We start from the raw sequence: 17,808 nt of genomic DNA on the forward strand, positions 1-17,808 counted from the left end.
CGTGCCGCTGCTGTTCCTGAATGAGCGGTCGTGGGCGACGACCTGCGACCGCCGGCGTGCGGGCGAGGCCATGGCCGACTTCATCGACGCTGTTCGTGCCGTCGTCAAAGAAGATCCGGACGATACGGCTCTGGTGAGCGAGGTCGCCAGGGAGTCGCTGGAGATCGCCCAGGGATACACGATCGGTGACTGGTTCCTCGACGATCCGAAGAACCGCGATCGGTGGCGGCGCCTGCGGGCTCTGCAGAACAGGTCCCCGGTCAAGAGCGTTTTCCCGACGCCCGACGCCGACGGCCATCTCGAGTACCGCCATCTGGGTGAGAAGGTCCTGGGGCTGGGGGCCGCGCACTTCATGAAAGGCATCGCCGTGAGCCTCGCGGTGGCACCCGAGTGGACTCCCGCCCTGATCGACCTCGAACGAAGTGAACTCGTCGAACTCGACGACGGAACGCTGGAGTTCGAGCAGGGCTCGGTCGAAGTCCGGAACATCTCCGTGAAGACCCATGTCGACGACCATCTCGACTGGATCCGAAAGACCCGTCTGGCGAGAGCCGACAGCGGCCGCCAGATCTGGGAGCGCCGTGCCGATCTCTACCCGCACCTGGAGTTCCTGCCCGCGGTCGAAGCCCAGCTCAGCGACTTGAATCCCCACTGGATCGTGCCCGTACGGCAACGCCTCGAGCAGCTCAACACCGCGACCGCCGCGTGGGACACGAAGAACAGGCCCGAACCGGAGTGGCCGGCCAAGGTGACGCCCGAGGGCGAGAACCGCAAGCGGGCGTGCCAGTTCAAGGACCTGGACGGGGAGACCCGCACCTTCGACCTGCACGCCCGGTTCACCCCGGGAGCCGGGCGGATTCACTTCCGCCTGATCAGACAGGAGAAGGGCAAGCTGCGGATCGCGCACATCGGCGACAAGATCCCAGCCGGAAGGCCGGCTCCTCAGAACAGCGTCTCCTGACCCTCCGGCACCTTCGGACGGTTGGCTTGGGTCACGGCAGCTGGGGCGGTCTCCGGGAGCGGTGCCGGTGACGGCGGGGGAGTGGGAGCGGGAGGCGCTTCCTCGCATGCCCGCGAGGCCCGCTTACGCCCCCGTCTGCCCCGAGGCTCTGGTATTCCGCCCGCCAGCACCGTCTTCAACCGGTCCCGTGCCCGGGTTTCCAACTGGCGGATGCGCTCCCGAGTGACGCCGTGCTCCTGGCCGATGTCGTCCAGGGTCTGCCGCTCCCCGCCCACCAGTCCGCTGCGCCGCCGCATGACGTCCGCCTCGCGCTCCGTCAGGCCGGCGCGAGCCAGCAACTCTTCCACATGCGCCCGTGAGTACTTGGGATACAGCACCTCCTCCGGTGTGGGGGCCAGATGCAGCGTCGCCACCAGTTCGCCCAGATGCGTCCCGTCACCGATCTCGCGGTCCAGGGAGTCCGTCGGCCGGCTGATCCGGCGTACCGCGTCGACCTCGGCCACGGTGAGGTTCGCAGCCACGGCTACCGCGCCCGCCGAGAGGGACTGTCCATGAGCTGCCAGCCGTGCCTCGACCATCGCGACCTTGCGCACCTTTTCGTGCAGGTGAATCGGGATACGGATCAGCCGGCTCTCGTTGCCCAGCGCCCGCTCCAGTGCCTGCCGGGCCCACCAGGTCGCGTAGGTGGAGAACTTGAATCCCTTGGTCGGGTCGAACAGGCAGGCCGCGTGCATCACCCCGGTCACGCCGTGCTGCACCAGATCCTCGTGGTCGAGCCCCTGGCCCCCCAGCCGCTGGGCCAGCTTGTGCACCAACCGGAGGTTGTGCATGACCAGCGTCTCGTAGGCCCGGCGGCGAATGTCGGTGACGGGGAGGGCCGCAAGCTCGGCCTCCTCCGGTTTGTGGTCGATGCGCTCGGGCCCGCCCTTGAGGAGGACACTCAGTCCGACCTCCTCCTCGGCGGTCAGCAACGTCTTCCACGCGGTGCGCCGGAACCGGTCCTCGTTCATACGGGCCCGCGCGGCGGCCATCGCGGAGTCCAGGTCCGTGAGGACCTCCCCCTTGTCGCCGAGTTCGTCTGCCTCAGGCTCTGCGACGGTCCCGGCTTCCTCCGGAGCCTCCTCGGGCTCCGCTCGCCGGGGAGCCGGGATGGCACCGATCACCACCCCCTCCCCGTGCAGAGCCGCCGTCAGCGATTCCTGTTCCGTGCTGTCCAGTCCGCACAGCGACACCAGCCCGGCGAACGCGGGCGCCGGAACCATGCCCGCGGCGACGTACTTGCGCGCGAGCCCCAGGACCCGGACGACACGCACGCTTTCCCGGGTGGGAGCGGCGGCCCGCTCCACGACCAATCCCTGCTGTGCCAGAGCCACTTCCAGCCTTTTCAGGCCCTCTGAATCCAGCCCCAGGGGCGCCGTCACGGCTCTGAAATCATCTGCCGTCACCCTGCCGCCACATGCACGGCCATGCAGGTCGGCCAACAATGCCGTCATCGCGCCGCGCAGTTCACGCACCCTGTTCCCCCGGGTGCCCGGTGCGTCCGCCGTCATGAGGAGACTGTGGCACAGGCCACTGACAATCGATCCCGGGTTGCGGGAACACTGCGTTCATCTCATGTGGCTGGATGTGAGCGATTTCCCAATCTGCTGGACGCCGGTCCGCATATGCCGGATACGATCTTGCGGACCGGTACGTTCGGTCATCAGGGGGCAGCATGGGGGACGCGGGGGCCATGGGACCCAGAGAAGAACTCATCGCGTTCGTACGCACTCAGCTCGTCGGGCCGGCCCGGGGCGAGCACGAGACGGTGACCTCCCCGCCCGACCGGTTGTACCTCATGGGCACCCTGTATCCCCAGGATGCCGACCTGCACCGACAGTTGACGCTCTCCGCCGAGGTGCTCGACGCACCGGGCGCGGAGGAGCAGCGAGAGGACACCGCCCAGCGGGACGACCCCGTGCCCGAAGCGAACTCCTGGCTTCCCTCTTCCTTCGGGCTGTCCCTGTTCACCACGGCCGCCGAACTCCGTGTCACGGTCGAGGGCGCCCGCTACCTCACCGAGCGGGACGAGCACGGCCGACGCCGCTGGCAGCGCATCCCGCTGCCCGTCGAGGCGCACTCCTTCAAACCGGGGGAGCCGAGCGCCCTCGTCTTCGACGGACGTGGCGAGATCCGGGTGACCTGGCGGACGTTCGGCCACGGACGACTGGTGACGGTGGCCCTCGTCAACACCGCCCGCGCACCCCGCCGGTCCCTCGGCGCCGCCGAGCGTGAGCGGCAGTGGGACAGCATGCTGTTCCAGGTGGGGCTCGGCGTCGAGCCCGTGGACGGGGAGGTTCTTCCCTACCCCGGTGTCCGGCTCGCCAGCCGCGACGAGGAGGAGCAGGAACTTCGCCTCCAGTACCGGCACGTCGAGACCTACGCGGTCGGCCACGGCTGCGCCGTGCGGGAGGAACGCACGGGCGACGGGCGGGTGACTCGTGTCCACGCCGAGGTGATGCCGCAGACCGAGGTGCCCGCAGTGCGGGCGGCGGGGCCGAGGACGCCTGTACTGCTGCTGGAGCGGCTCGCCGACGAAACCCTTCCCGTCGCACAACTGCGGCAGGAACTCGCCGAGTTCGTCGGCGGCTACCGCGAGTGGTGCGACAACCAGTGGACCACGGACGTACCCTCCTCGGTCCGGCCCGCCGCCCGGCGCATCCTGGAGCGGATCACCACCGCCGTACGGCGCATGGAAGCCGGTGTACAGGCCCTGTGCGCCGACGAGAACGAGGACCTGCGACGGGCCTTCCGTGCCGCGAACGCCGCCATGGGACTCCAGATGCGGCACAGCGAACCCGACCAGGCCGGACAGCGGCACGCCCGCGGTGCCGCCGTACAACTGGACCCGGCTCCTGACCCGGGAGCCTCCTGGCGGCCCTTCCAGCTCGCCTTCTTCCTCATGGCGGTGGAAGGCGCGGCCGACCCGTCCCATACCGACCGGGAGACGGTCGACCTGATCTGGTTCCCGACCGGTGGTGGCAAGACGGAGGCTTATCTGCTGCTCGCCGCCTTCGTGATGGTCCTGCGCAGGCTCCGGCCGCGCGGCACCTCCGGCGGCGGGACCGCCGTACTGAGCCGGTACACGCTGTCGCTGCTGACCACACAGCAGTTCCAGCGCGCCGCGACCACCGTGTGCGCCCTGGAACGCCTCAGGCGGGCCGATCCGGTGGCGCTCGGGCGCGAGCCGTTCTCCATCGGCCTGTGGGTCGGCGAGGCGACGACCCCGAACTCGTACCAGTCGGCCGTGGAAGCCTTCGACGAGGTGCGTGCCGCCGCCACCCCGGACGACCGCTTCATCCTCGACCGCTGCCCCTGGTGCGGCACCCGCATCGTGCCCGAACGCAAGTCCCCGGACCGGGCCGACTACGGCATCGACGCGCGCGCCTCCTCCTTCCGCTTCTTCTGCCCCCGCGACGACTGCGCCTTCCACGGCGAGCTCCCCGTCGCCGTCGTCGACGCCCACCTCTACGACAGGCCCCCGACGTTCGTCCTCGGTACGGTCGACAAGTTCGCCCGGCTCGCCTGGGAACGGGATGCCGGACGGCTGTTCGGGCGCGGCGGCGTCCTGCCGCCCGATCTCGTCATCCAGGACGAGCTGCACCTGCTCACCGGCCCCCTCGGCACCACTGTCGGCCTGTACGAGGCGGCCATCCTGCAACTGTGCTCACCCGCTCAGCAGGGTCCGAAGATCGTCGCCTCCACGGCGACCATCCGCCGCTCCGGCGAACAGGTCCGCAGACTGTACGGACGGCCCGTACAGCTCTTCCCGCCCGCCGGCCTGGACGCGCGCTCGTCCTACTTCGCCGAGCCCGACACCGAACGGCCCGGCCGCCTGTACGTCGGGGTCATGGCACAGGGACACACGGCCGGTCGCGCCACCGTCGCCACCGCCGCCACCCTCCTCCAGGGGCCGTTGCAGCTGCCCGAGGAGCACCGCGACGACTACTGGACCCTCGTCGCCTACCACCACAGCCTCCGCGAGCTGGGCCGCACCGTCACCGCCGCGGCCGACGACATCCCCGCGCAGCTCGGCGGTATCGGCCCGGTCGCCGAGCGGCGGGTGCTCACCGAGGGGCAGGTGCAGGAGCTCACCAGCAGCCTGGACCGCAGCGAACAGCCCCTTGTGCTCGACCGGCTGGAGAAGCCCTGGGACGACCCGGCGGCGATTTCCCTGCTGCCCTGCACCAACATGCTGTCCGTGGGCGTGGACGTGAAGCGCCTGGCCCTGATGCTGATGCTCGGCCAGCCCAAGGCCACGGCCGAGTACATCCAGGCCACCAGCCGGGTGGGGCGGCACGGCGTGCCCGGACTCGTCGTGACCTTCCTCAACGCCACCAAGCCGCGCGACCGTTCGCACTACGAGACCTTCGGCACGTACCACGCCGCCCTGTACCGGCACGTCGAGCCGACCACCGTCACGCCCTGGTCCGTGCCCTCCCGCAGACGTGCCCTGCACGCGGCCCTCGTGGTGCTCGTCCGGCACGGCCTCGGGCTCAGTGCCGAGGACGCGGCCGGTGACGTCCTCGACCGGGTCGCCGACGTGAGTACCCAGGCGGAACGGCTGGTGGAGTGGGTCTGGCGCAGCGACCCGGAGGCGGCGCCCGGGGTCCGCGACGACCTCTTCCGGCTGTTCCAGGACTGGCAGGAGGCGGCGCGGGAGGCGCAGAGCGACGGCAAGCGCCTGCACTACCGCACCCAGGGCAAGGGCCAGCACAACCTGCTGCGCGACTTCGACCGCGGCGGGGGCCTGTGGGAGACCCCGCATTCCATGCGCAACGTCGACCGGGAATGCCAGGTCGTCGTGAAGGGAGCCGACGCATGAGCCGCCGCCGGGTGCGCCAGGCACAGACCGTGGTGCCCTTCGGTACCGGAGCCGTCCTCGATGTCCAGGGCGAGTCCTTCGTCGCCGCGGGCATCGGCGACTGGCCCCGAGCCCATCAGCCCGTCTCCTCGCCCCGGCTCGCCGCGCGTCTCGGCGTCAGCGGATTCCGGGCGGCGCCGCCCGCTCCGCACGACGCCTGGGACATCCCGGACGCCGCCGGACCGCCGTACATCCGCTTCCCCGCCTGGCTGTTCTGTCCGGCGTGCCGACGGATGACCCACTGGAGGGTGGCCGACGAGCGGCCGGGACAGCCGCCACGCTGCCGCAACTGCTCGCCACAGCGGCAGCTCACCCCGATGCGGTTCGTCCAGATCTGCCCGTCCGGCCATCTCGGTGACGTCGACTGGTGGTACTGGGCGCACTCCGAACTCACCCCGGAACAGCGGGAGTCCTGCCCCGACCGGGACCACTTGCGGTTCCGTTTCGAGGAACGGGCGACCGGTCTGGAAGCCCTGTCGGTGGCGTGCACGGCCGACGGCTGCCGTGCCGCGTCCCGGGATCTGCTCGACGTCCTCGGGGCCAAGCGGATGCGGTGCACCGGCCGTAACCCGTGGCAGCGGCGGAGCGAAGCGGCCAAGGACTGCCCCGGGCCCGTACAGATCGTCCAGCGCACCGCCGGAAACCTCTACTACCCCGTCGTCCACTCGGCCCTCGACATCCCGGAGAGCGAACAGTCCGCCACGGACGGCGAACTCGCCGAAGAAGTGGGCCGGCATGAAATGTGGCTCGCCCTGTGCAGGACGCCCGACGGCCCGCGCGCCTCGGTCATCCGGTCGATGATCACGGAGGACACCGGAGCCGACGACGCCCTTCTCGACGCCCTGCTTGCGGAGGAGACCGGTGCCCCGGCCGACGGGCCCGGCGAAAGCCCCCACCAGGTGGTGTACCCGGACCTGAGCAGCGACGAGTGGGCCGCCTTCATCGCTCCCGCGCCGGAACCCACCCGGGACTTCGTCATCCGGGATGCCGGGCTCGGGCTGGAGGACGAGACCGAGGCGCCATGGGTCGACCTGCGGGACAAGGTCGCGCGCGTGGTCGTGGCCGACCGGCTCCGCGAGGTGCGTGCCCTCCAGGGCTTCAGCCGGGTCACCCCGACCGCCAGATTCGTTCCGGTCGACACCGGTCGGCGGGCCCGGTGGCTGCCCGCCGTCGAAGTGTTCGGCGAAGGAGTCTTCCTCGCCCTGGACGAGCGCCGACTGGCCGAGTGGGAGCGGGACCGCGACGTACGCGACCGGGTGCGCGGGATGCGGGACGACCTCGACCGGGCCTTCCAGAAGGACCGGCTCGAAGCCCTCACCGGTCCCAAACTGTTGCCCCGGTTCGTCCTGTTGCACACCCTCGCCCACTTGCTGGTCCGGCAGCTCTCCTTCGAGTCCGGGTACTCCACCGCCTCCCTGCGCGAGCGCGTGTACGCCCGGTCCGGCGGCGGCACACAGGCGGGCGTTCTCATCTACACCGCCGCCGGGGACGCCGAGGGCACCCTTGGCGGCCTCGTCCGCCAGGGCGAGCCGCCACGGCTCGCCGAGACCCTGCTGCGGCTGACCGAGGCCGCCGCCTGGTGCTCTGCCGACCCGCTGTGCGCGGAGCACACAGGGCAGGGATACGCGAACCTCAACCGCGCGGCCTGCCACGCCTGTTGTCTGCTGCCCGAGACCAGCTGCGAGACCGGCAACGCGCTGCTCGACCGGGTGCTGCTCGTCGGCGGGGCGGGCGTGCCCGGCTACTTCGAGGACGTCATCACGGCGGCCCGGGAGCTCGCAGTCCGGGAGATCGAGGACGACGACCGGTGACGCTGACGTACCTGGACCTCAGTGAGCAACAGCAGGACCTGCTGCGTGACCTGCCGTTCGACGGGCACCATCTCGTCACCGGGCCGCCGGGTTCCGGCAAGAGCGTGCTCGCCGCCCAGCGCGCCGGCCTGCTCGCCCTCACCGGCGTACGGGTCCATCTGCTCACCCGGTCCAACCTGCTGCGCCAGACACTGGCGGCCCACGGGGACGTCGACATCTCCACCGTGCACGCGTGGATCCAGGCCTGGCACCGGGCCCGCAACGGCGAAGGAGCCCCGCAGGCGGCCGAGGACTGGTTCGACTGGTCCGAACTGTTCGCCCTCGCCGCGGCAGAGGAACCGGCCGAGCCGTTCGCCCTCGTCGTGGACGAGGGTCAGGACCTGCCCCGCCCCTTCTACCGGCTATGCCATCTGCTCGGTGTTCCCGTCACCGTCTTCGCCGACGAGTGCCAGCGCATCACCGACACCCAGTCCACCCTCGACGAAATCAGCACGGCGTTGCGGGACTGCGCCCGCCACGAGCTCACGACCGGCCACCGCACGACCCGGCCCGTCGCGGCCCTCGCCGCCCGCTTCCACACCGGAGCCACCCCGCCGCCCCCGCCGTCCCGCACCGGCCCGGTTCCCCGGTTGTGGCGGTACGCCGACCAGCGCGCCTTGGTGGCCCAGCTCGTCGCACACGCGGAACGGCATCCACAGCGCTCCATCGGTGTCATCCTGCGCACGACACGACAGCAACTCACCCTGCACGAACACCTGGAGCGCGCCGCACCCCGGCTGCGCTCCCAGGTGTACGTCGGCGCCGCCGCCGAGGGCCGGCACCGCACGCTCGACCTCGGGCGACCCGGAATCCGTGTCATCACCCGGGCCAGCGCCAAGGGCCTGGAGTTCGACAGCGTCTTCGTGCCCGATGTCCACACCGACAGCGGCGACCCGGGAGCGGCCGCGCTGCGGATGACGTACTACGTACTCCTCACCCGCGCACGGGAAGAGGTCCACCTCGGGTACGAGGGGGACCGGGAGCCCCCGCCGGTCGCGGGCATCCCGGCCGACCTGCTGGTTCGCGCCGGGTGAGATGGCGTAGCCATGTAGGAGACTTCGTATCAGCCGTCGTTCAGGACAAGGAGCCACCGGGTGCGCCCCACTCTCGCCGCCGAACAGGTCGGGGACAGCCTCACGCAGTACCTGACCACCACGTTCGCCCTCGCGGACGAAGGTGAACGGCGTGCGCTGGAGGACTTCCTGCGGCACGAGCGGGACGGCATCTTCCGCGGCCCGTACCTGCGGATCCGTACGCCCTTCAAACCGGCCGGCAACGCCTGGAAGTCGGCTCTGGAATGGGTGCCCGAAGGCTTCGACCCCTACCGGCACCAGGCCAGGGCCTGGCAGCGGCTGTCCACGCTGCGCGGGCCCGCCCGGCCGACCCTGATCACCACCGGCACCGGATCGGGCAAGACCGAGTCCTTCCTGGTGCCCGTGCTCGACCACTGCCGCCGCGCGCGGGCGGCCGGTCAGGACGGCGTCAAGGCGATCCTGCTGTACCCGATGAACGCGCTCGCCACCGACCAGGCGCAACGGCTCAACGAGCAGCTCAAGGACCCGCGCCTGGCCCAGGTGTCGGCCGCCCTCTACATCGGCGACGAGCCCGCCATCGGCTACACACACGTGCAGACGGACCGGGCACGCATCCGCGGCGGGCGCCCCGACATCATCATCACCAACTACAAGATGCTGGACCTCCTGCTCCAGCGCGCCGAGGACATCCCGCTCTGGCAGGACGAAGCCCTCGCCTATGTCGTGGTCGACGAGTTCCACACCTACGACGGCGCCCAGGGCACGGACGTCGCCATGCTGATGCGACGGCTCGGTGCCGCGACGGGCAAGGCACGGCCCGGCCGTCCGCTCGGCGACGTGTGCCCCATCGCCACCTCCGCGACGCTCGGCGAAAGCGCTCCCGCCACCACAGGGGCCCTGCACCTCCCGTCGGCGGAGGGCGGCGGCACCATCCTCGATGTGGCGGCCCAGGTCTTCGGCACGCCGTTCGGCCCGGACTCGGTGATCGGCGAGGACCGGATGACCGTCCAGCAGTTCGCCGGGAAGTCGGACTTCACGCTGCCCTTCCCGGCCCCGCAGGACGTCATCACCCTCGGCGACCCTCTGCGCGATCCCGACGCCATGGACCGCCTCGTGGACGCCTTCACCCGGCGGCCCGACGAGCACCGCGACCGCCCGCCGACCCCCGTCGAACTCGGGGAGATCCTGCGCACCCACCGACTCACCTCGGCCGTCCTCGAGATCCTCGACGGGCGGCCCAAGACCCGCACCGAGATCATGGACGCGCTGCCGCGTTATGCCTACCACTGGGGCATGGCCGTCCAGCAGCAGCCCGAGGAGGCCGCGCAGGCCCTGTCCCGGTTCATCGCCCTGCTCTCCGTCGCGCAGGGCCCCGACAGTACGGAGGAACGGCCACGGCCGCTGCTGACGGTGGAAATCCACCACTGGGTGCGGTCGGTCTCGCGCGTGCTGCGCGGCATCGGACCGAGGCCGGAGTTCCGCTGGGACGAGGACCGGCCCCGGGAGGAACAAGCCGCGGCCGCCCGCGCGGGCGACGGCCCGGTGGCCGACGGGCCCGAGGCAGCGGTGGCCCTCGACTCCGCCGTACCGCCGGCGAACGTCTTCCTGCCCGCCGTCCACTGCCGGCAATGCGGGCGGTCGGGCTGGGCCGCCCTCTCCCGCGAGCACGACCGTGCCGAACTGGAGATGAGCCCGGCGAAGATCCGCCAGGCGTCCCTCAGCAGGGACAAACGGCTGGTGCGCACCCTGATCGCCGCCACGGTCGCCGAGGCCCACCGGTCCGCCTTCGACCCCGCCGAGGACACGGGGCGGCGCGGCTCCGTCTTCGTTCTCGACGGAGAACAGGGCCGCATCCGGCCCATTGACCCCGGCAAGGATTTCGAACGGCCCGACGCGTACGGTGTCCACGCGGCCAAGGCGCTCAGGGACGCCGCGTTCGTCCGTGTCGACCTGATGAACGACCAGGCCGCCGCCGACGACCGCTGCCCCAACTGCGCCACCGGAAACGCCATCCGCTTCCTCGGCCGGGGACTCGCCCCCCTGGCCGCCGCCTCCATCACCCAGCTGTTCACCGGTGGCGAGCTGGCGCCCGGCCCGGAGCGGCGCACGCTGCTGTTCAACGACTCCGTGCAGGACGCCGCGCACCGCGCGGGCTTCGTCGCCAACCGCGCCTACGACTTCTCCCTGCGCGCCCTGCTGGCCGACCAACTGGACGAGGACACCGCGCGGCCGCTCAACGACATCGTCGCGGACTGCCTGGCCGAGGTCGTCGACCGTGACGTCCTCGCCGCCGTCGCGCCCCCGGCCCTGCACGACATCCACGGCGTGGACCTGCTCCTGTCGGGCCGCAGCAAGGGCAGCCGCGCCACCTGGGAGCTGGTGGGCGAGCGGCTGTCCCTCGCCGCCGTACTCGAATTCGGACTGCGCTCCCGGCAGGGCCGCACCCTGGAACTGACCCGCACCGCCGCGGCCGAGGTCGACCTGCCCGATCCCGGGCAGGCCACCGAGACCGTCCGGGACCTGCTCCAGCGGACCCCGGCCCTGGTGGCCCTGGCGGACGGCACCGTGCCGGACGAGGAGCGCTTCCGCGGCTACGTCCGAGGCATCCTGGAGCGGCTGCGCATCCGGGGCGCCGTACGCCACCGCTGGCTCGATCCCTGGCTCGACGAGGCCGGAGTGCGACGCTGGCTGGTATGGGGCGGACGGCCGTCGGGCATGCCCGCCTTCCCGCCCGGTGTCTCGGCACCCGCCTTCCTCCTCGACCGGGCCAAGGACAGGACACAGTTCGACACCCTCGGCTCGGCGCAGAACTGGTACCAGGACTGGACCACGCGCTGCCTGGGCCTGCCCCGCGACGCGGCCGCCGAGTTCGTCCGTGTCCTGCTGCCCCGCCTGGCCGAGGCCGGCATTGTCTGCGTCCACACCGCCAGGGACGGCGCGACCCGGGTCTACGGCCTCCAGCCCGGTCACATCCGGGTCCGCAAACTCGCCGACGACATCGTGGGCGACGCCTACGCGCGCTGCCCCGTGTGCTCCTGGCAGCAGACAGTCCACCCCGACCATCTGGACGCCTGGCACCGCCAGCCCTGCCCGCGCTACCAGTGCTCCGGAGAACTGCTGGCAGGCGCCGCCGAGCCCGGCAGCGAGTCGGTGGCCCGCCTGCGTGACTACACCAAGGACTACTACCGGCGCCTGTACCGGGAGACCGGTGCCTACACCGTGGTGACCGCCGAGCACACCGGGGCCCTCACGCGGAAGGAACGGGAGACCGTCGAAGCCGAGTTCCGGCGCGGCACCCACTACACCGACCCCAATGTGCTGTCCTGCACTCCCACGCTCGAACTCGGCATCGACATCGGAGCCCTGTCGGCAGTGGTGCTCGCCTCCCTGCCCAAGGGCCCCGCGAACTACGTGCAGCGGGTCGGCCGGGCCGGACGCTCCAGTGGCAACGCCTACCTCCTCACCCTTGTCGACCGCGGCCCGCGCGACCTCTACTACCTGCAGGAACCGCGGCAGATGATCGCGGGCGAGATCCACCCGCCGGGCTGCTATTTGTCGGCCGCCGAGATCCTGCGCCGCCAGTACGTGGCCCGCCTCGTCGACCTCGCGGCCCGCGGCCTGCTGCGCGGCCCCCACGGGGACGGCTCGCCCGAGGTGCTCCCGCTGCCCCGACTCGCTTCCGCCCTGTTCGGAGACACCGGCTGGCTGCACGACTTCACGGACGCCGCGCTGGCCCAGGGTGCTCACCTCGTGGAGGACTTCCTGGCCCTCTTCGTGAACGAGGACGACGTCCCCGCCGTGGACGAGGAGACAGCTCACGCCCTGCGTTCCTTCGCCACCGACGAGCTCCGCCAGGCCGTCGAACGGGCCGCCACCACATGGGAAGAGCGCCTGACCGACCTGCGCGGCCGCCTCACCGCCATCGACGAGGCCCGCGCCCAGCTCATCGCCGGAGACCCCGAACACATCCGGCAGGACCGCGAACTGCGGGCCGAACGGGCCGCCGTCGCCCGCCGGTTCGCCGAGATCGGCAGGGAGAGCGCCCACTCCACGCTGGTCGACCTCGGCCTGCTGCCCAACTACAGCCTGGTGGACGGCGGCACGGAACTGGAGGCGACCCTCACCTGGACCGAGGAGGGCGAGGACGGAAACACCACCTACGACAGCAAGGTCGTCAGCCACGAGCGGGCGGCCCGACTGGCGCTCACGGACTACGCCCCCGGGAACCTCTTCTACTTCAAGGGGTACAAGCACCGAGTCTCCGGCCTGGACATAGGCAGTGCCGAACGCCCCAAGTGGTCGGTGTGGCGGGTGTGCCCCAGCTGCGGCTACGTCCGTACTCACCGGGCCGAGGACGACACGACCGCCTGCCCACGCTGTCACAGCAGCGCCATCGGCGACCGCGGCTGCCTGCACCGGGTGCTTCAGCCCACCCGCGTCACCTCCCGGGACCGGCGCGACGACGCCCGGGTCAGGGACGAGTCCGACGACCGCGAGCGGCTCACGTACACCGTCGTCACCGCCGTGGACATCCCCACCGAGGACATCGAGTCCGCTTGGCGGCACCAACAAGCCACCTTCGGGTGGGACTTCAGCCGACGAGCCGCGGTCCGTGCCTTCAACCTCGGACAGACCCGCTTCGACGTCCCCGCCACCGACTCCTTCGCGGGCGAGGACGTCCGGCTCAACCCCTTCTACGTGTGCACCCAGTGCGGCGGCGCAACGGCGAAGGGGCGACCCGCGCCCGAGCAGTCTCCGGACGCTCTGAGCCCGTCCCTCGCCCGCCGCCCGGACCGGTCCCACCACCGGCCCTGGTGCCCACGCTTCCGGGGCCGGGGCCGCCCGGACGGCGACGTCTCCCTGCTGCTCGCCCACGAACTGCACACCGAGGCCCTGCGCATCCTCCTGCCCGCCGCCACCACCCATGTCGACGAGCGGCTGTCCTCCTTCAAGGCGCTGCTGCGGGCGGGCATCGCGGAGACCTACGGCGGCAACCCCGACCACCTGGAGGCCGTCGTCGCCTCCATGCCCGACCAGTCGGGCGGCGGCGAGATCCGGCGCCGCTTCCTCGTGGTGTACGACACCCTTCCCGGCGGCACCGGCTATCTGCACCGCCTGGCCGACCCGGCCACCTTCCGGGACGTTCTCGTGGCGGCACGCCACCGCATCGACATCTGCCCCTGCAAGGAGGAAGGCAAGGCGGCCTGCCACCGCTGCCTGCTGTGCCACGTCTCGGGCACGGAGTACGCGCACGTCAGCCGGGCGGCGGCGCTCGGCATGCTGCGTGAGGTCCTGGGCGACGCGGTCGAGGGCTGGCAGATCGCCCCGGTCGCCGCCACCCACGAGATCCCCCTGGGGCGCCAGGTGGAGAGCGAACTTGAAGCCCGGTTCCTGGAAGGCCTCGTGGCCTGGGCCCGCCGCAAGGACACCCAGGCGAGCGTCCGGCACGCCCAGGACCCCTCCGGCACCATCGCCACGGACCTCAGGCTCACCGCACCGGACGGGCGCACCGTCGTCCACTGGCAGATCAAGCCCCAGGAGGACCTGGGCTGGACCCGCCCGGACTTCGTGGTCCGCAGGTTGGATGCCGAACCCCTGCGTGTCGCGGTTTATCTCGACGGCTTCCAGTACCACGCCTCGGCTGACCACAACCGCATCGCCAAGGACGCGGCCCGCCGGGCTCGCCTCCGTGCCGAGGGCTGGGTCGTGTTCCAGCTGACCTGGAGCGACCTGGCCCGCTGGGACGGTGAAGGCGCCGCCTCCGACCGGCCGGCCTGGGAGCCGTACCAGAACAACGCCATGCGGATAGCGGGGCAGGTTCTCCAGGGGCAGTACGGCGGCGATCCCCGCGAGCTGCGCGACACGGTCTGGCAGAACCCGGTGGTCACACTGCTGAAGTTCCTCGCCGATCCTGATCCGCAGCGGTGGCGACTGCGTACCCAGGCGGCACTGTCCGGCCTGATCGCGCTGCCCGAAGCGGTTCGGACGGCCACGACGGTGCAGGATGCGGCCACCCGGATCGACCAGTACCTGCGCGGGGAGGACGCGTCGGGTGTTCAAGGGCCTGTCCAGGTGGTCCGCGTGGCCGACGCGAGCGGATGCCCGCTCGTCCTCGCGGTCGACATGACGCCGGGCCCGGTGGCAGCGGCCTGGACCGCGCTCGCCGTCCTGGACGACAGTCCTGAAGCCGTCACCAAGGACCCGACGGCTCACCAGCAGCGCTGGCAGGCCTGGCTGTACTGGGGCAACCTCGTGCAGTTCCTCGCAGAGGGCGAGGGCGACGCCCGGCAGCTGGCCGCGAGTGAGCTGCCGCTCTTCGACGCCGCGCAGCTCTCGATCGCCGCGGGCGTGGGTGGACAGGCAGCCGGGCAGACCCGGGTAGCCAGGGATTCTGTCTGGGACGATGTGCTGTCTCTTCTCGACGAAGAGGAACCGGGGCTGCGCGACCTCGCCCGCCGACTCGCCGAGATGGGTGTACCAGCGGCCGAGGCAGGCCACGAGCTGAACGACTCCGGGTGGCAGGCAGAACTGGCCTGGCCCCCCGCGAAGACAGCCGTCGTCCTGGCCGCGACGGAGGATGACGGCCCCGACTACGAGGCGGCCGACCGCGACGCGGCCTTCGCCGCGGCGGGCTGGGACGCCCGGACCGCCGTCCAATGGGACCCCACCGACCTCGCACGACGTATCGCCGGAACGGACCGTACGGGAGCAGACGAACGATGACCACGCCCACCCCCTCCGCACCGGCCAAGGTAACGCTGCGCCTGCTGGAGAAGACCGACCGGGAGATCGTCAAGCTCGACCGCGCGGTCGTCGGTGCCGTCTACAAGTTCCAGCACGACTTCCGGACCAACCCGCGCCAGCAGGGCTTGCGGCTGAAGCGGCTCGAAGGCCATGACCGCCTGTACTCCGCTCGCGTCAACGCCGACTACCGGGCCCTCCTGCTGCACCTGAGCGAGTCCGAGTGGCTGCTGGTCGCGGTCAAGCACCGGGGGCACGTGTACGAGAACCTCGATCGTCTCTCGTACGGGATCAACCAGATCACCGGCAGCATCGACTACGTCGATCTGGAAATCGTCGAGTCCGGTGTGCTGCGCAAAGGACGCCCCCCGGTGTCCCACCCGGCCCCCGCGGAGCCCCAGCCGGTGCAGGAACGTCCGCTGTTCGCCGATGTCACGCCGGAGCAGCTCCTGGAGCTCGGTGTGGCGGAGCCCCTCATCCCGGTCGTCGCCCGGCTGACCTCCGACGAGGAACTGCTGGGCCTCGTCGAGTACGCCCCGCGGCACACCGGCGAGGTGCTGTTGCGGCTGCGCGACACCCCGTATCAGCAGGTCCTCGAAGAGGTCACCAAACCGGTCGAGGTCAACGACATCGACCCGGAGGACTACCAGGCGGCGGCCGAGCGCACCGACACCACGGTGATCACGACCGACAAGGACCTCGAAAGCATCATCGAGGAGGGCGACTTCGGGCGCTGGAAGGTCTTCCTCCACCCCACCCAGAAGCGTCTCGTGACGCGCCGGTACTCCGGCCCGGCCCGGGTCGGCGGCGGTCCTGGCACCGGCAAGACGATTGTCGCCCTGCATCGGGTGAAGCACCTCGTGGACCGGCTGGGCCCAGGCAACAGCAAGCAGATCCTGCTGACCACCTTCAACAAGAACCTGGCCGCGGACCTGCGCGCGCGGCTGCTGGCCCTCGGTGGCCCCGAGACCGTGGCCCGGGTGGAGATCGCGCACGTCGACCAGCTGGCGACCCGGGTGGTTCGGGAGGCGGACCCAGGCAGTGTGAAGAGCCGTATCGACGACACACGCGCTCTGAACGAGTGGCGGCAGATACTGCTCGAAACCGGCGAGACCAAGTGGGACGCCGAATTCCTGATGGACGAGTGGACCCAGGTCATCCTCGGCCAGGCGGTCAACTCCCGGGCCGGATACTTCAAGGCGCGCCGAGCCGGACGGGGCAGGAGCATCACCCGCGCGGACCGGGCCGACATCTGGCAGCTGACCGAAAGGTTCACCCAGAGGCTCGACGAAAAGAACCTGGAGACTCACCGTCAGGTCGCCGAACGGGCCGCTCGTCTGGAGATAGAACGCACGGCACGGATCGAGGCGGCGGCGCGGGACAAGGAGGAGCGCGGTGGTCTCGGCAACGTGCACGCCGAGTCGGCAACGGGCGCCTGGCAGCGGTACCGGTACCGGCACATCGTCGTGGACGAGGCCCAGGATTTGGCCGCGGCCCACTGGAAGATGCTGCGGGCCATGGTCGCCGCCGGGCCGGACGACATCTTCCTGGTCGGCGACACCCACCAGCGCATCTACGACAACCGCGTCACCCTGGGCAGCCTGGGCGTACACATTCGCGGCCGCTCCGCCAAGCTCACCCTGAGCTATCGGACTACCCGCGAAATCCTCAAGTCCGCCCTCGGTGTGCTTGGTGACGAACGCTACGACAATCTGGACGGCGACGAGGAGACCCTGGCCGGCTACCGCTCGGTGCTGTACGGGAGCGAGCCGGTGGTGCGGCGCACCGACTCCTCCGACGATGAACTGGACGCGATCACCGAGCAGATCAAGGCCTGGCACGACATCCGTCGTGAAGACATCGCGGTATGCGTCCCGACGAACGACATGGTCACCCAAGTGGCGGCCCGGCTGGCGAAGAACGGCATCGTGTCCACTGAAATCACGGCCGACGGCCCCCGGGGTGACGAGGGCGTGCACATCGGCACGATGTACCGGTTCAAGGGGCTTGAGTACCAGAGGATGGTCATCGCGGGCGTGCAACGGGGTCTTGTTCCAAGGGCTTCCGTGGAGGCATTGCGCCGCACCGACCCGGCCCGTTACCAGGCGGAGTGCAAGCGGGCCCGATCACTGCTCTTCGTCGCGGCGACACGGGCCAGGGACGCGCTCACCATCGTCTGGCACGGCGAACCCAGCCCGCTGGTGGGAGGCATGGCAGCCACTGCCGCTACGCACTGAGGAGAGTGATCTTGTGGGACTTCTGAGCTACGGACGCAGTACGAGGCGAAACGCCCCGGGGGTGGGGCGTTTCCTTACGTAG

Annotated in this window: 7 protein-coding genes; 6 read left to right on the forward strand and 1 reads right to left on the reverse strand. The window is 70.9% G+C overall.

The annotated features are described in order from the left end of the window. Position 1 precedes the first annotated feature (1 nt). A complete protein-coding gene (locus AB0E85_RS05885; RefSeq protein ID WP_361922894.1) occupies positions 2–961 on the forward strand; it encodes a hypothetical protein in 960 nt (319 codons plus the stop codon). On the opposite strand, the gene AB0E85_RS05890 is transcribed toward AB0E85_RS05885, so the two are convergent. Beyond that, positions 943–2,475 carry a sigma-70 family RNA polymerase sigma factor gene (locus AB0E85_RS05890; protein ID WP_361922897.1) on the reverse strand — a complete coding sequence of 511 codons (1,533 nt, stop codon included), beginning with the start codon at positions 2,473–2,475 and terminating at the stop codon, positions 943–945. The two genes, AB0E85_RS05885 and AB0E85_RS05890, sit on opposite strands and share 19 nt — an antisense overlap. Before the next feature lie 218 nt (positions 2,476–2,693). Between AB0E85_RS05890 and AB0E85_RS05895 the strand changes: the two genes are divergently transcribed. Genes AB0E85_RS05895 through AB0E85_RS05915 form a run of 5 tightly spaced genes read left to right on the forward strand, consistent with a single transcriptional unit; the run spans position 2,694 to position 17,726 of the window. Further along, positions 2,694–5,825 carry a helicase-related protein gene (locus AB0E85_RS05895; RefSeq protein WP_361922900.1) on the forward strand — a complete coding sequence of 1,044 codons (3,132 nt, stop codon included), beginning with the start codon at positions 2,694–2,696 and terminating at the stop codon, positions 5,823–5,825. Then, positions 5,822–7,675, forward strand: a complete 1,854-nt coding sequence (locus tag AB0E85_RS05900) for a DUF1998 domain-containing protein (protein ID WP_361922903.1) — start codon at positions 5,822–5,824, stop codon at positions 7,673–7,675. Before AB0E85_RS05895 ends, AB0E85_RS05900 begins: the two co-directional genes overlap by 4 nt. Next, a complete protein-coding gene (locus tag AB0E85_RS05905; RefSeq protein WP_361922905.1) occupies positions 7,672–8,748 on the forward strand; it encodes an AAA family ATPase in 1,077 nt (358 codons plus the stop codon). The genes AB0E85_RS05900 and AB0E85_RS05905 overlap by 4 nt, the downstream gene beginning before the upstream one ends. Before the next feature lie 60 nt (positions 8,749–8,808). Further along, entirely contained in the window at positions 8,809–15,471 is a 6,663-nt protein-coding gene (locus AB0E85_RS05910) for a DEAD/DEAH box helicase (RefSeq protein ID WP_361922908.1), read from the forward strand. Beyond that, positions 15,468–17,726, forward strand: a complete 2,259-nt coding sequence (locus AB0E85_RS05915; RefSeq protein ID WP_361922911.1) for a UvrD-helicase domain-containing protein — start codon at positions 15,468–15,470, stop codon at positions 17,724–17,726. The genes AB0E85_RS05910 and AB0E85_RS05915 overlap by 4 nt, the downstream gene beginning before the upstream one ends. Positions 17,727–17,808: the final 82 nt, after the last annotated feature.

Source organism: Streptomyces sp. NPDC029044 (assembly GCF_040637495.1).
In the GTDB taxonomy this organism is placed as follows: domain Bacteria; phylum Actinomycetota; class Actinomycetes; order Streptomycetales; family Streptomycetaceae; genus Streptomyces.